The sequence below is a fragment of the Clostridium facile genome (genome assembly GCF_014297275.1).
GTDB lineage: Bacteria > Bacillota > Clostridia > Oscillospirales > Ruminococcaceae > Massilioclostridium > Massilioclostridium facile.
The window spans coordinates 2,485,032-2,499,124 of the sequence record NZ_JACOQK010000001.1 but is presented as its reverse complement, the minus strand read 5'-3'; the positions used below and the strand labels follow the sequence as shown (position 1 = coordinate 2,499,124).

Genomic DNA, 14,093 nt, shown 5'->3' with positions numbered 1-14,093 from the left:
TTCCTTTTAAAATAAAAACTATCATCTATAAAATAATCTTACACTTTCAAGAAAAGGAGAGATCATTTATGAAGTCGAAAAAAATGTTAGCCGCTGTCATTGCCGCAGCTATGGCTACTACTGTGGGGTTATCCTCCCTGCCCGCATTTGCCCAGGATTCTTACACCTTAATTGATGATTTGACAATCAATTATCAGGTAAACCCTTTGGGAGTAGATTTCCAGGATGCAGTCCGATTCAGTTGGAATATGGATTCCAACCTAATTGGACAAGGGCAGCAATCCTATCAAATTAAATTGTATCAGGACAACACAACAGGAAATCCAATTTGGGATTCTGGTGTTGTATCCAGCAGCCAATCCAGTGGAATTTCCTATAACGGCAATCAACTAAAAAATGAAACCCATTACTGCTGGACTGTTACCGTAGTGGACAAACAAGGTAAATCCATCACTTCAGAGCCCGCCCATTTTGACACTGGATGTGATTTTGGCGATGCCAAATGGATTATGCCTACCAGCCAGGAAAACGGCGCTCCTATGCTACGCACCGAACAAAAATTAACTGGTAAAGAAGTAGCTTCCGCGAAACTTTATATTTCTTCCTTGGGAATTTACACCGCATATTTAAATGGACAGGAAGTAAAAGCGGAACAAAATGGAGAAACCGTAGACGATATCTTCAATCCAGGATGGACGGATTACAAATATTATACCAACTACCAGACTTATGATGTTACAGATTATATTTCTGGGGACAGCCTCGCAATGGGTGTTATGTTGGGCAAAGGTTGGTACGCTGGAAACATCAGCAGTGTTGGCGCTTATCAAGATGTAATCGGTGATTCTGGTGAAGGCGCAACCAACGAACTGGCGCTAATCGCAAAACTGGCAATTACCTATGCGGATGGCTCCACTCAGGTGATCAACACCAACCAAAACGATTGGAAATCCAGTGATTACAGTCCAGTTACTGCAAACGACTACTTTGACGGTGAAAGTTACGACGCAAATATCGCAAAAAAAGTAGCTGGTTGGAACAATGTTGGATATGATACATCCAACTGGTCCAATGTGACAGAAGGCAACTACGTAGGGAAATTACATTCCAGTACAAAAGCAGTTGCTAGAGTAGCAGAAGAATACACCCAACACCCTGTGTCCGCCTTTACATACAATGACAGTGAAACACTAACACCAGAACAAGCTGGAAATGATTTTGGTGCTGTTACCAAGCATGATGTGGATATCTCCAAAGACATTACTTTAAAAGCTGGTGATAAATTAATCGTGGATATGGGTCAGAACATGGTAGGGGTTACCAATCTATCTATTAGTGGCCCACAAGGGGCAACTATGACTTTACGCCATGCGGAAATGCTTAATGACGGTAGAAAAAATCCAACTTTAGAATCAGGTGGAAGTGATGGACCAAAAGATACTCTATATATGCGGGCAATTACAAACGCGAAAGTAACCGATACCTATACCTTCTCTGATGATGCGACACAAACCTTCCAACCTTCCTTTACCTATCATGGTTTCCGCTATGTAGAAATTACAGCTGACCAGGATATTACCATCCATAACATCCAAGGCAAAGTAATTACTGCCGTTGGAGAACAAACAGGTCATTTGGAAACCTCCAATGCAGACATTAACCAATTGGTAAGTAACACACTGTGGAGCCAAAAGGGTAACTATTTATCCATTCCAACCGACTGCCCACAGCGTGGGGAGCGTGCAGGCTGGACCGGGGATGCCCAGTTATTCGCGCAAACCGGTGTTTACAACTATGATGTCCTTTCTTTCCTGGAAAACTACAATGAAGTAATGCAGGAACACGCCTCTCAAAACGGAGATGCTTATGGTGCCATTATGCCGAGCAGTTTTGTAGGTTTCTTTGCTACTACAGTAGCTAGTGGTTGGAGCGATGCTGGCGTTATTATCCCTTGGGTACTCTATCAGCAAACCGGTGATACCACTTTAATTGAGGAGTATTACAGCCAAATGGATGCTTATATGGATACTGTAGATAAACAAGGTTATAATGCAGGATTATTTGGTGACTGGCTAGCATTTAGTGGTGCGTCCACTCCATATTTAAATGCTGTATATCAGATTTACACCACCCAACTGATGAGTAAAATGGCGGATGCTATCGGTAATTCCAATGCAAAACAAAAATACGATATGAAATATGATACCTTAAAATCCTCCTTTATGAAAAAATATGTAGATGAACAAGGGAATGTTCTTTCCTCTACAGCAGATGGTGTAACAACATCAAATCATGGCTATCCAGTAATTGATAATGCTCAAACCGCTCTGCTTTGGGCTTTAAAATGTGGTCTGTATGATTCTACCGAACAACGGGATACTATGATTGCCAACCTGATTATTAACATCAAAAACGAGGATGGTTCCATCCGGGAAGGCTATGATGAAAACACTTTGGGAGTTGGTTTCCTCGGTGTTAATGTCATCCTCCCTGTCTTGACCGAAATTGGTGCGGAAGATGTGGCTTATGACCTGCTGTTACAAGACAGCATGCCTTCTTGGTTATACTCTGTAAAAAATGGCGCTACTACTATTTGGGAACGTTGGAACTCCTATTCTGTGGAAAACAGCTTTGGTGATTCTGGTATGAACTCCTTTAACCATTATTCTTATGGTGCTTGTCTGGAATGGATGTATGAATACATGTCCGGTATCAATGCAGATGAAGATAACCCTGGTTTCCAATCGATTATCTTACAACCTACTGTTGATGAGAGTGGTCGCATTACCTATGCAAACGGCAGTTATGATTCCGTTTACGGAAATATTGTTTCCAACTGGACCGCTAATGATGGAACTATGTCTTCCTATCACGCTGAAATCCCTGCTAATACTTCCGCAACCTTATATTTACCGGTAACAGAAGAAATGGCAAAATCCATTAATGTAGAAGGAATCACCTTTATTGGTATGGAAGAAAACAATGGTGAAACGGTAGCAGCCTTTACCGTAGAAGCTGGTGGATATGACTTTACCATAGATGGTGATAAACTAAATGTTTCTGTGGCTGATGGATATGTAACAAATAATACAGAACCAACTCCATCCAATCCATCAGAAGAACCAAATTCTAAACCTTCGAGCAATAGCTCACAAGCTTCTCCACAAACAGGGGATGTTGCCCTTCCAATCGCTGGAGTTGCAATCCTGGCAATTGCAGGCGGTGCAGCCTATGTTATGAAAAAAATGAAAAAATAAAGTATTTTTCTTATCCTAACTAAACGAACTAAAAATTCCCATCTATGAATCTAAATTCATAGATGGGAATTTTTCAATTCTAAATGACCCTGTTTTTTAACATTTGTAAAAATTCTTTGTAACCAACACAATCGCAAGATACGGTACAAACCTTTTTAGTACGCACATAAAGTTTCACTCCAATTTTCGGTATTTCCTTAAAAGAAGTGAGATCGCTAAAACGAACTGTCCTTGATCTTCCGATCATAGGTGTTAAATGCAAAACATCACCTTCGATCACAACTTTATGCCTGCGGCACATCCATACACAAAACTCTGTTAACAAGACGCAAACAGCAAAAAAGATGATACAAACAAGATTACCTGCAAGTATCGCTATAAGTTCTATAACAGCGAACGCCGCTGCACAAATATGGAAAACAATTGGATAATAACTCAATAGATATACCGTATTTGTAAATTTCTCTTCTTCTGTCATCTCCTTGAGCAACTCTGATACCCATACTGCAAACGAATTTTTCATCGCAATTATATCCTCCAGCAGTAACTTACTATATCATTGATTGTATCCGATCATGCTGTTAGTGTCAACCTTTATGGCAGTAACGCCTTGACCTGGTAAAACAAAATAAAAACTGGCCATCTTAAAAAAGAAAACCAGTTTTTATTTTACCTTTCTACAGTTTATAATTCAATCTTCTTTATGGGAATAGAGGATGGTTCTTTTTTGGGAAGGGAAAGCCGTAATAACCCTTGCCGATAATCCACTGTAATTTGATCCGTTTCCACATTGGAAACGTCAAAACTTCTTACAAATGCCCGGCTTTCATTTTTACTAGTATGGTAATCAGCCGTTTGCTCCTGTATTAATTTATGCTGCTTTGCTTCAATGACCATTTTATTCTGCTGAATTGTAATTGAAATATCCTCTTTTTCAAACCCTGGCAGTTCTATTTGTATTTCATAGGTTTTTTCAGTTTCCTGTATTTTGGTGTGGTAATGGGAAAGTCCAACTAAATCAAATAGATTTTGTTCTAAATATTGATAAAAACTTTGGCTTTCCTGTTCAAATGGAGTTAGTTCAAACATTGGTTGCCCCTCTTTTCGTTGGTTTTCATTTTATGGTATGAAATATTTTCCCATTGAGTGAAAAATCAACCACCATTTTCTATATTTTGAATTACACCATTCATAAATTCCTGTACCTATTTTGATATCCAAAAAGATGGAAATTATAATATATTACAAGTATCTAATATTTTCTATCTGGTTTCTATTTATAAAGATATTTTCAAATCTTTTTCATCTTTTATCCATTCTACTAAGAAATAAAAACACTTATGAACAGATAATTGATTCGAATTTGAAATAATAAATTTCCTCTCCAAAGGAAGTTTCTTACAGCCCTTTTCCTGTAATATAAACCTTTGTAATACAGTTGTGCTATACAATCCCGCTTTACCTTGGAAAACCTTATATTAAATATTTTTGTTGCGTATCTAATTTAAATCCAAAAATTAACATCACTTTAAATCAGAACAAAAAAACAGACATCTTATTAGATGCCTGTTTTTTTCATAAAACGAAATTATTTTTTTACAAATTTATCTTTTCCCTGCTTACAAATTGGACAAACATAATCATCCGGTTCTTTTGTTAAATCCCCATGGTAAACATAACCGCAAACAGTACAGACATAAATTTCTTCTTCTGGCTGTTCTGCTGTTACTTCTTCCTTTACATAAGTAGGCGCATTTTTAGGAGCTTTTCCTTTTACGACCTGATGGTAATAACGGTAAGACATTGGAGGGATATCATCGTTATAATCAAAGGTATCCACTACCCTGCCTAAAATAATCGTATGTGTTTCCACTTCATAACTGCCCACTACTTTGCAGAGGAATGCCCCGGAAATATGGTCCGTCAAAACAGGCATATCTTCTACCATACGATAAGCAACCTGTTCAAACTTATTGGTATCTCGCCCGGAGGAAAATCCCATATACGAAATGACAGTTGGGTCTGTTTGTTCTGATAAAATACTAACACTAAATTTTCCAGAATTGAGGATTACATCGTGGGTATAATTGTTTTTATTCATACTTAGCGCTACAATCGGGTTTTCGCTGGTAATTTGAGAAATTGTGTTGACGATACATCCCGCTGGTTTGCCATTGTCGTCTGCTCCAACAACATACATTCCATAAGAAAGTTGCATTAACGGTTTTAAATCCATAACAAGACCTCCCCCTTGTTCCAATATAGTTGATTGCTACAATATAGATATCAACTATCAAATTGATAATTATTCTTAATTTTATTATATCAAGCTAATTGGTATTGTCAAGAGATTCTATGGTAATTTCTTCTTTTTAGCAATATTGCTGATTATTTGTGCGGAACATTGGTAATTTTGAAATAGGTTTTTATTATATGAAAAGCTCCATTCCTGTTTATCAGATACAGGAATGGAGACAAAATCTAAGATAAATGGTCAATATAATCTTCTAGTTCACTTTTTATTACTGTAACACGTGGTCCATAAATCACCTGAACACCATCGCCTTTGTGAATGACCCCTGCTGCCCCACTCTGTTTTAATAAACTATCCTGTACTTTTCCGCTATCATTTACAGTAACACGTAAACGGGTAGCGCAACAATCCAAGTTTTTAATATTCTCCATACCACCAAGCCCTTCTAAAATAAGAGCGGATGTTTCAGAGCCAGATGACGTAGCTTGTTTATTATCTACATTCTTTTCCTGATTTTTTCTTGCGTCCACATCTTTACGGGTAAATAGTTTGGTTTCTTCCCCATCGTCTTCCCGTCCTGGAGTTTTTAAATTAAATTTCTTGATTAAGAACCGGAATAGGAAATAGTAAATGACAAAATAGGCAATACCAACAGGGATGACCAATAACCAATTGGTTTTTTCATTCCCCTGTAAAACGCCAAACAACAGGAAGTCAATTACACCACCAGAAAAAGTCATGCCAATGGTGACATTGAGGAGATGCATCAACATATAAGCCAACCCAGCAAATACACAATGGATTGCATATAAAGCTGGTGCAACAAACAGGAAGGTAAATTCCAACGGTTCGGTAATACCGGTTAAAAATGCTGTTAAAGCTGCGGATAACAACAAACCACCCACAATTTTTTTCTTGCTAGATTTTGCGCAGGAATACATCGCCAACGCCGCACCTGGTAGACCAAACATCATCAATGGGAATTTACCTGTCATAAAGCGGGTTGCTTCCACACTAAATTCTTGCGTAGTTGGGGAAGCCAATTGTGCGAAGAAAATATTTTGCGCACCCATAATGTTCACACCGTCGATCATCATGCTTCCGCCTAAGCCAGTCTGCCAGAATGGTAAATAGAACACATGGTGCAAACCAAATGGAATCAAAGCACGTTCCAACACACCATAAATAAAAGTTCCCGCATAGCCGGAGCTGAGTACTAATCCTCCTAATGCGTAAATCCCTTTTTGGATAAATGGCCACAGGAAGAACATCAAAGCACCTACTAAAACATAAACAACAGTGGAAATAATAGGGACAAAGCGGGTTCCTCCAAAGAAAGACAATACAGTTGGCAATTTTATTTTATAAAAACGGTTGTGTAATGCGGCAACACCAAGCCCAACAATAATACCACCAAAGACACCCATCTGTAAGGACATAATACCAGTAGCGGAGCCAATTGCGCCTTGCATAACATCAGGGGAAATACTTCCATCTGGTAGGATTTGCCCAGAAATTTTAAGCATTGCGTTTATGGTGGCGTTCATCGCAAAATAAGCGATTGCAGCGGATAATGTTGCAACTTCTTTTTCTTTTTCCGCCATTCCAAGGGCAACACCCATGGCGAATAAAATTGGCAAGTTATCAAATATAACCTGACCAGCGGAATTCATTACCTGTAAAATTGCATGCAATACGGTGCCATCGCCCAGGATATTTTCCAATCCATAAGCTTCGATCATGGTTGCATTCGTAAACGATGCGCCAATCCCCAACAGCAAGCCAGCTACAGGCAGCAGTGCAATTGGCAACATAAATGACCGTCCAATCCGCTGTAAGAGCGAAAAAACAGAGCGGTCTTTTTTCAGACTATGTTCAGCCATTATAATCCTTCTTTCTATTATTGTTTATCTACGCATGATGGTAAGTCATCACTACGGTTTCTCCAGCAATAGTATCCCCTTGCTCAAAGTGAAGATCTGTAATCTCATCTATATTGGTAATAATAATGGGCGTATGCAGCGGATAACCTTTTGACGCAACCAGTTCCAAATCCACCTGCGCCAAAGGGTCTCCAGCTTTTACATGGTCTCCTTCTTTGACCAAGGCCTGAAAACCCTCCCCTTTTAACTCTACGGTATTTACACCAATATGAACCAAAATATCCAGTCCATCATCAGAAGCAATCCCATAGGCATGAAGGGTATCAGTCACATTAGAGATTACGCCGTCTACTGGAGAAACTACCTTTCCATCTGTAGGTAGTACTGCAATGCCGTCTCCTAAAATTTTTTTTGCAAATACATCATCTGGTACTTGTTCCATGGGAACTAAACTCCCACTTTGTGTTGCTAGAATTTCCTTTGCTGTTTTTTTCTTACCAAAACCAAACATATTCATTTTCCTTTCATGATCATCCTGTCAATTTTTAATTACAAAGCACCGAAACGTGCCATAATAAAATAAAATAGAACCATTTATAGCTTTTAATCAAAAATTTCTTTTTTATAGCAGATAAACTTTTGTTTTCACTAGCACTACTTATGATAAAACTAGGAATGAAAACATTACAGATAACACTAGTATGTCAATAGAGCAAAATAAAAATACACAAAAATTCAATTGTAACACTAATTACAAGGTAGTACATGTGTGAAAATAAGCAAAACATGGTATTTCACACTATTTTTTGTACTTCTACTGTCAAATATGCAATACAATCGTCATTTAAATGGATTCCAATTTTTGCTTCAATCAAAGTAGAAATTTCCTTTGCAATTTCATAGCTCTCTTTCATGGAAACAAAAACCTGACGTTTGCATGGCATCAAATACACTTCCCCATTGGAGCAGCGATGGAGCATATTATTTAATGAGAGAAGAAAAATCCTTAACTCCAATTCCCGTTCCTGACCGTATAATTCCAACTGTTCTTCTAAAATTGTGCTAATGGCATTAAAAAGATTAACACGTTCCATTGTCACACTCATCGTCCGACGTTTTCGGGCGGTATTAAAATGCAATGCCATCAAACCGACTTCGTTTTCCCCTAAATCTACTCCCAGCTCTTTTCTAATATGTTCTACTGCCAATTTCGCAAAGGAATACTCCATTGAATATAGAACCGAAATTTCCGTACCATAAGGATTGTCCAGAGGAAGTCCAAAGTTAATACGGTCCAACGAAAAAGAAATATGATCCAACAAAGGTTGATAAAGCAAATCCGGTTCTACTCCCATACGTTGGTGGACCTGCTCTACAATTTGACGCACCACCTGTTCCAATTGATTGAAATCATAACTGGTATGGGAAATCATATTTGGCTTATTCCAAAATTTAAAGATTTCCTGGGAACCCACCTGATCAGAAATGGAATCCCCTGGTTTTCGATGAAAACCAATGCCTTTTGACATCAGCATTACCTGCTCACTTGAATCAACTTCTTTGGCAAGTATGACATTATTGTTAATCGCCTTAACCACCTGGTATTCCATGGACTTCCTCCTTTTTTTGTTCTATAGATTTTGTTCAAAAAATTCTTTTATCTCTTTTTCAGCGGCAATTTCATCCCCACCGTTTACCTTTACTGTAATTTCATCCCCACATACTACACCAAGACTCATAAGTGCAAATAATTTGCGGGCATCCGCAGAACGTTCCCCTTTTTGGATTGTTACTATACAATCTTCCAAAACAGAAACTTTTTTTACCAACAATCCAGCTGGTCGTGCGTGAATACCATTTTCATCTTTGATTACATACTGAAACGCTCTCATAATAATAACCTCCTAATTCACATTGCATTGTTTTTACTACTAACACAGCAAAAAAGGCATGAACATAAAACAAGCACAGGGGATAGCCGTGCATGTTTCAGTTCATGCCTGATCGAATCAGTAACACACTGAATTTTAATTCTGCTTTTATTATGGGGCATACCATCTATAAAGTCAATAGCATTTTAATAATTTTGGAAGTTATTACAAATAGTAATCGCATTAATTGTTAAAATCTACGATTTGTTTTATTTTTTACAAATCAGCTCTCTTTCAAAAACTTTAAACCGATTTCCGGCTAACTCCAGTCCAATTCCTATAAAATTGAAAAAGCAACATATACTATTAGCAGATTCACCAATCTAAATTTAAATTTTGCAACAATTTAACAATGGACAAAAAAAGGCTTCTCTGCTATAATCTAGGTGAAAACCAAAATATTTGGGGCGTGTTATTATTTAGTTAAGCAATAACCCAAACAAAAAGGTAGGTGAACAGGCTGACCCTTTTTGTTTGGGTTTTTCTATTTTAGAACAGCCAACGGAAAGGAGTTTAATCAGACATGATTACCATCAAAGGAAAAGGCGTTGTAGAAGGAGTGGCATTTGGGAAATTGTCTTTTTTCCAAAAAATGCAACAGCAGGTAGAACGCCACAAGGTACAGGATACTTCCGCTGAACTAAAGCGATTTGAAGAAGCAAAAAAACAGGCAATGGAACAACTCCAAATTTTATATCAAAAAGCGTTATCAGAGGTAGGGGAAGAAAATGCCATGATTTTTGAAATCCATCAGATGATGCTGGAAGATTTGGATTATTGCGAATCCATTACCAATATAGTTTGTTCCCAGCAGGTAAACGCAGAGTATGCTGTCGCCAAAACAGCGGATAATTTTTCTGCCATGTTTTCCTCTATGGATGACCCTTATTTGCAGGCAAGGGCTGCTGATGTAAAGGACATCTCTGAAAAATTAATCCATATTTTAATGGGAAACACTGAGCAAAGTTACTCGTTTACAGAACCATGTATTATCGCGGCAGATGACCTAGCCCCCAGCGAAACTGTCCAGTTAGATAAGACAAAAGTGCTTGCGTTTGTCACTAGAAAGGGCTCTTCAAATTCCCATACCGCTATTTTAGCAAGAACAATGAATATCCCCGCAATTATTGGTGTAGGGGATCAACTAAAACCAGATTTTGAGGGAAAAGACATTATTGTAGATGGAGAAACAGGTAATGTTTATATCAATCCGGATACTGCTACTTTTGATACAATGCGCCTGAAAAAAATGGAGCTGGATCGGGAAAATTCTTTGTTGGCGGAATTAAAAGGTCAGCCAAGCATTACCTTAGATGGACAAACTATCCATTTATATGCTAATATAGGAAGTGTCACCGATACCGTTGCCGCTTTAAACTACGATGCGGAAGGGATTGGCTTGTTCCGCAGTGAGTTCCTCTATTTAGAAAACCAGGATTATCCCACTGAGGAAGAACAGTTTCAAGCATATCGCACTGTAGCGGAAAACATGGCAGGGAAAAAAGTAATTATCCGTACCCTGGATATTGGGGCTGATAAAAACATTGATTATTTCCAACTGCCAAAAGAGGATAATCCCGCTATGGGCTATCGGGCAATCCGAATTTGTTTAACCAGGCCAGAACTGTTCCACACCCAATTACGCGCTTTATACCGCGCTTCCGCATTTGGAAAAATCGCAATAATGTTTCCAATGATAACTTCGGTAGAAGAAGTAAAACAGATAAAGGAAATTGCTGCACAAGTACGAAATGAATTGAAAGAGGCTGGTGTACCTTTTGACCCATCCGTTGAGCTTGGAATCATGATTGAAACTCCAGCAGCCGCAGTGATCAGTGACCAATTGGCAAAAGAAGTGGATTTCTTCAGTGTAGGAACCAATGATTTAACCCAATACACATTGGCGATTGACCGCCAAAATCCAAAACTGGACCGCTTTTACCAGCCACATCACCCAGCAATCCTACGCCTGATCCGTATGGCAGCGGATAATGCCCATAAAAATGGAATATGGATCGGTATTTGCGGTGAATTAGGGGCAGATTTGGACATGACAGAAACATTCTTAGCAATGGGCATTGACGAACTCTCTGTTTCCCCTTCTTCTGTGCTCAAACTACGCCAAAAAATAAGGCAAACAGATGTATCCAAAGTAATACCAAAAGGATAAAAGAATACGGAGGCTTACAATGAATATTTGGCATGATATTAATCCTAAACGGATTTCACCTTCCGATTTTATCGCGGTGATTGAAATCCCATCTGGCAGCAAGAAAAAATATGAACTGGATAAGGAAACCGGTTTGATTATTCTAGACCGTATCCTATATACCTCTACCCACTATCCTGCTAATTACGGTTTTATTCCCCGTACGTATGGGGATGATGGAGACCCATTGGATGTATTGGTACTTTGCACAGAACCAATTGAACCATTAACTCTGGTTCGCTGTTACCCGATTGGAGTAATCAGCATGATGGATGGTGGTAAAAGGGATGAAAAAATCATTGCCATCCCCTATAACGAACCCACTTACCGAGAATATACTGATATCAATCAGCTGCCAAAACATATCTTTAGTGAAATGTCCCATTTTTTCAGTGTATATAAAGCACTGGAACACAAAGAAACTGTTGTGGACGAAGTCCAAAACTGGCAGGTGGCAACTAAAATTATCTATGAGTGCATTCAACGTTATAATCAAAAATTTGGAGTCAAAAAAGAGGAACAATAGTAAGAACAAGCCTATCTATTAGGAGGATAGGCTCGTTTTTATGGTAAGAAACTAAAAATAGGGACATTTCTGTGGTTCTAAAAACCCAAAACAAATACACTGTTCCCCATGTAATTACCTTCTAAATTAGATATAAGCATAAAAACATAGTTTATATAGCGTTTTTTTATCAAGTAAATTACTGTATTATGAATAATATTTACTGTTTTCTGTTTTTTGTTAAGGATAGAGATGGGAACATCCTCTACATAAATCTTTTCGTTAGGGTTTTCATTTTTAAACGGCAAGTTAGATAAATATAATTTATTTTCTAGTAAACTGTAAACAAATCAAAAACCTATGGCAATCTCATGTAAAAACAGGTATAATGGTATTGATAAACATTCTAAAAGGTAAAGGAGAAATCATATGAAACTGAAAAACCATAAATATTTTTCCTTTGGTATTATGATTTTTCTTACATTTGCAGCCTGCGTGTTGTTTCAAAAATGTATTGATACATTTGAAATCGGCAATTTTCTGCAAATTATTATTGGAATATTAATGCCGTTCTTTGTTGGGTTTACGATTGCGTATTTACTCAACCCAATCGTAGATTTTTTTGAACAAAAGGTATTCCACCGACTTTTTGTAAAAAAAGATTTTAAACACAAAAAAACGCTGATTCGAGTATTGGCTCTTTCTATCTCAATGATTATTGCTATTGCGGCTTTCGCAGGACTGTTGACATTGTTGTTGCCACAATTGTTAATCAGTATTATTGGCCTATTCAACAATGCACCAAGTTATATCAGGGAAGCCAGCGACTATTTTACCAGCTTATTGCATGACAATCCTTCCATTGCCAATTTTATTGATGCACAATTGGAAGGAATTATGACCTATATACAGCAGTTATCCAATGCTATTCTGCCAAGTTTACAAAAATTATTGGGTAATTTAACTTCGGGTGTAATTGATTTTATCAGTGTATTAAAAAATATGTTGGTGGGAATTATCATTTCCATTTATGTTTTATACTCGAAAGAGCGTTTTATTGCACAGAGCAAAAAAGTAGTGGTAGCATTGTTTCCATCCTCTTTTGCCACTTCCTTTATCAATCTTATTAAAGAAACCAATACGGTATTTGGCGGATTTATCCGTGGGCAGATTATTGACGCAATTATTGTGGGAATTTTATGTACCATTGGAACCTCTTTTATCTACAAACCCTACGCCATTTTAATCGGCGCTATTGTGGGTACCACAAATGTCATTCCATTTTTCGGGCCATTTATTGGCGCAATTCCAAGTGCGTTTTTATTGCTACTGATAGACCCGAAAAAATGTTTGATTTTTATTATATTTATTATTGCCCTACAGCAATTTGACGGCAATATATTAGTTCCTAAAATTGTAGGAGACCGTACAGGGTTAAGCGCATTCTGGGTTGTTTTTGCTATCTTAGCGTTTGGCACTTTATTTGGTTTTGTTGGTATGTTTATTGGTGTGCCAGTATTTGCTGTTATCTATACCTTAGTCAGTCGTTTCATCAATAACCGGTTAAGCAAAAAAGGTTTCTCGATCAATACAGCGGATTACCTCTATATGAAGGGAGGGAAGCCACCAATAAAACCGGCGGAAAATTCTGAGGAATCAAACCCTACTAACAACGCAAAAGCGGACCAATAAATCAATTGTACATTTGGTGGTTAGGCAATGTGGTAGTAACTATGCGAAAAAACAAAAGAGCGGGATGCCTAACAGCGCAATCCCGCTCTTTTTGTTTTCTTCCAATTCTCTTTCCTATCTCTGACAGATAGACTTTTTGCATCTTGTTATTGCTCTACTTTTGAGGATAATTCTATAATATTACAGCATCTTGTAATATTATAGCACATTTACTTGTAATAGTAAAGCCATTTCAAACAATTGGATTCCAAATATCACTTATTGTTTTTCGTATAAATTTAACAAATTTAACTAAAATGTGCATAATTTTTTAAATAGTTCCTTTCCTTTTATGCTACAATCTGTTATACTAAAATGGAAAA

The 14,093-nt window shown here is 37.7% G+C and carries 10 protein-coding genes and 1 pseudogene; 4 read left to right on the top strand and 7 right to left on the bottom strand.

Features of this window, described 5'->3' with window-relative positions; translation table 11 throughout:
* The first annotated feature begins 68 nt into the window (after positions 1 to 68).
* Entirely contained in the window at positions 69 to 3,257 is a 3,189-nt protein-coding gene (locus tag H8Z77_RS10370; protein ID WP_186996951.1) for an alpha-L-rhamnosidase, read from the top strand.
* Between the two features lie 79 nt (positions 3,258 to 3,336).
* On the opposite strand, the gene H8Z77_RS10365 is transcribed toward H8Z77_RS10370, so the two are convergent.
* The 7 genes and pseudogenes from H8Z77_RS10365 to H8Z77_RS10335 form a co-directional block, all read right to left on the bottom strand.
* A complete protein-coding gene (locus tag H8Z77_RS10365; protein WP_366472191.1) occupies positions 3,337 to 3,786 on the bottom strand; it encodes a DUF6560 family protein in 450 nt (149 codons plus the stop codon).
* Positions 3,787 to 3,941: 155 nt separating this feature from the next.
* Positions 3,942 to 4,346, bottom strand: a complete 405-nt coding sequence (locus tag H8Z77_RS10360; protein WP_069986906.1) for an Hsp20/alpha crystallin family protein — start codon at positions 4,344 to 4,346, stop codon at positions 3,942 to 3,944.
* A gap of 499 nt (positions 4,347 to 4,845) precedes the next feature.
* The gene (locus H8Z77_RS10355; RefSeq protein ID WP_186996949.1) at positions 4,846 to 5,493 is read right to left on the bottom strand and encodes a flavin reductase; all 648 of its coding nucleotides are present in this window, start codon (positions 5,491 to 5,493) and stop codon (positions 4,846 to 4,848) included.
* A 257-nt stretch (positions 5,494 to 5,750) separates the two neighbouring features.
* Positions 5,751 to 7,394: pseudogene (locus H8Z77_RS10350) on the bottom strand (PTS transporter subunit EIIC); the annotation flags it as partial.
* Positions 7,395 to 7,422: 28 nt separating this feature from the next.
* Positions 7,423 to 7,905, bottom strand: a complete 483-nt coding sequence (locus H8Z77_RS10345; protein WP_186996947.1) for a PTS sugar transporter subunit IIA — start codon at positions 7,903 to 7,905, stop codon at positions 7,423 to 7,425.
* A 283-nt stretch (positions 7,906 to 8,188) separates the two neighbouring features.
* Entirely contained in the window at positions 8,189 to 9,004 is an 816-nt protein-coding gene (locus tag H8Z77_RS10340; RefSeq protein ID WP_186996946.1) for a PRD domain-containing protein, read from the bottom strand.
* Positions 9,005 to 9,025: 21 nt separating this feature from the next.
* Positions 9,026 to 9,286, bottom strand: a complete 261-nt coding sequence (locus tag H8Z77_RS10335) for an HPr family phosphocarrier protein (protein WP_186996945.1) — start codon at positions 9,284 to 9,286, stop codon at positions 9,026 to 9,028.
* A 562-nt stretch (positions 9,287 to 9,848) separates the two neighbouring features.
* Between H8Z77_RS10335 and ptsP the strand changes: the two genes are divergently transcribed.
* The 3 genes from ptsP (at position 9,849) to H8Z77_RS10320 (ending at position 13,731) form a co-directional block, all read left to right on the top strand.
* Positions 9,849 to 11,495: a phosphoenolpyruvate--protein phosphotransferase gene (gene ptsP / locus H8Z77_RS10330; RefSeq protein WP_186996944.1), complete on the top strand. Its 1,647-nt coding sequence runs from the start codon at positions 9,849 to 9,851 to the stop codon at positions 11,493 to 11,495.
* Positions 11,496 to 11,514: 19 nt separating this feature from the next.
* The gene (locus H8Z77_RS10325) at positions 11,515 to 12,060 is read left to right on the top strand and encodes an inorganic diphosphatase (RefSeq protein ID WP_069986899.1); all 546 of its coding nucleotides are present in this window, start codon (positions 11,515 to 11,517) and stop codon (positions 12,058 to 12,060) included.
* Between the two features lie 408 nt (positions 12,061 to 12,468).
* Positions 12,469 to 13,731 carry an AI-2E family transporter gene (locus H8Z77_RS10320; protein WP_069986898.1) on the top strand — a complete coding sequence of 421 codons (1,263 nt, stop codon included), beginning with the start codon at positions 12,469 to 12,471 and terminating at the stop codon, positions 13,729 to 13,731.
* Positions 13,732 to 14,093: the final 362 nt, after the last annotated feature.

Coding starts and splice junctions, on each gene's coding strand:
- H8Z77_RS10320 (WP_069986898.1), top strand. CDS start 12,469: ATGAAACTGAAAAACCATAAATATTTTTCCTTTGGTATTATGATTTTT.
- H8Z77_RS10370 (WP_186996951.1), top strand. CDS start 69: ATGAAGTCGAAAAAAATGTTAGCCGCTGTCATTGCCGCAGCTATGGCT.
- H8Z77_RS10340 (WP_186996946.1), bottom strand. CDS start 9,004: ATGGAATACCAGGTGGTTAAGGCGATTAACAATAATGTCATACTTGCC.
- H8Z77_RS10335 (WP_186996945.1), bottom strand. CDS start 9,286: ATGAGAGCGTTTCAGTATGTAATCAAAGATGAAAATGGTATTCACGCA.
- ptsP (WP_186996944.1), top strand. CDS start 9,849: ATGATTACCATCAAAGGAAAAGGCGTTGTAGAAGGAGTGGCATTTGGG.
- H8Z77_RS10345 (WP_186996947.1), bottom strand. CDS start 7,905: ATGTTTGGTTTTGGTAAGAAAAAAACAGCAAAGGAAATTCTAGCAACA.
- H8Z77_RS10325 (WP_069986899.1), top strand. CDS start 11,515: ATGAATATTTGGCATGATATTAATCCTAAACGGATTTCACCTTCCGAT.
- H8Z77_RS10360 (WP_069986906.1), bottom strand. CDS start 4,346: ATGTTTGAACTAACTCCATTTGAACAGGAAAGCCAAAGTTTTTATCAA.
- H8Z77_RS10355 (WP_186996949.1), bottom strand. CDS start 5,493: ATGGATTTAAAACCGTTAATGCAACTTTCTTATGGAATGTATGTTGTT.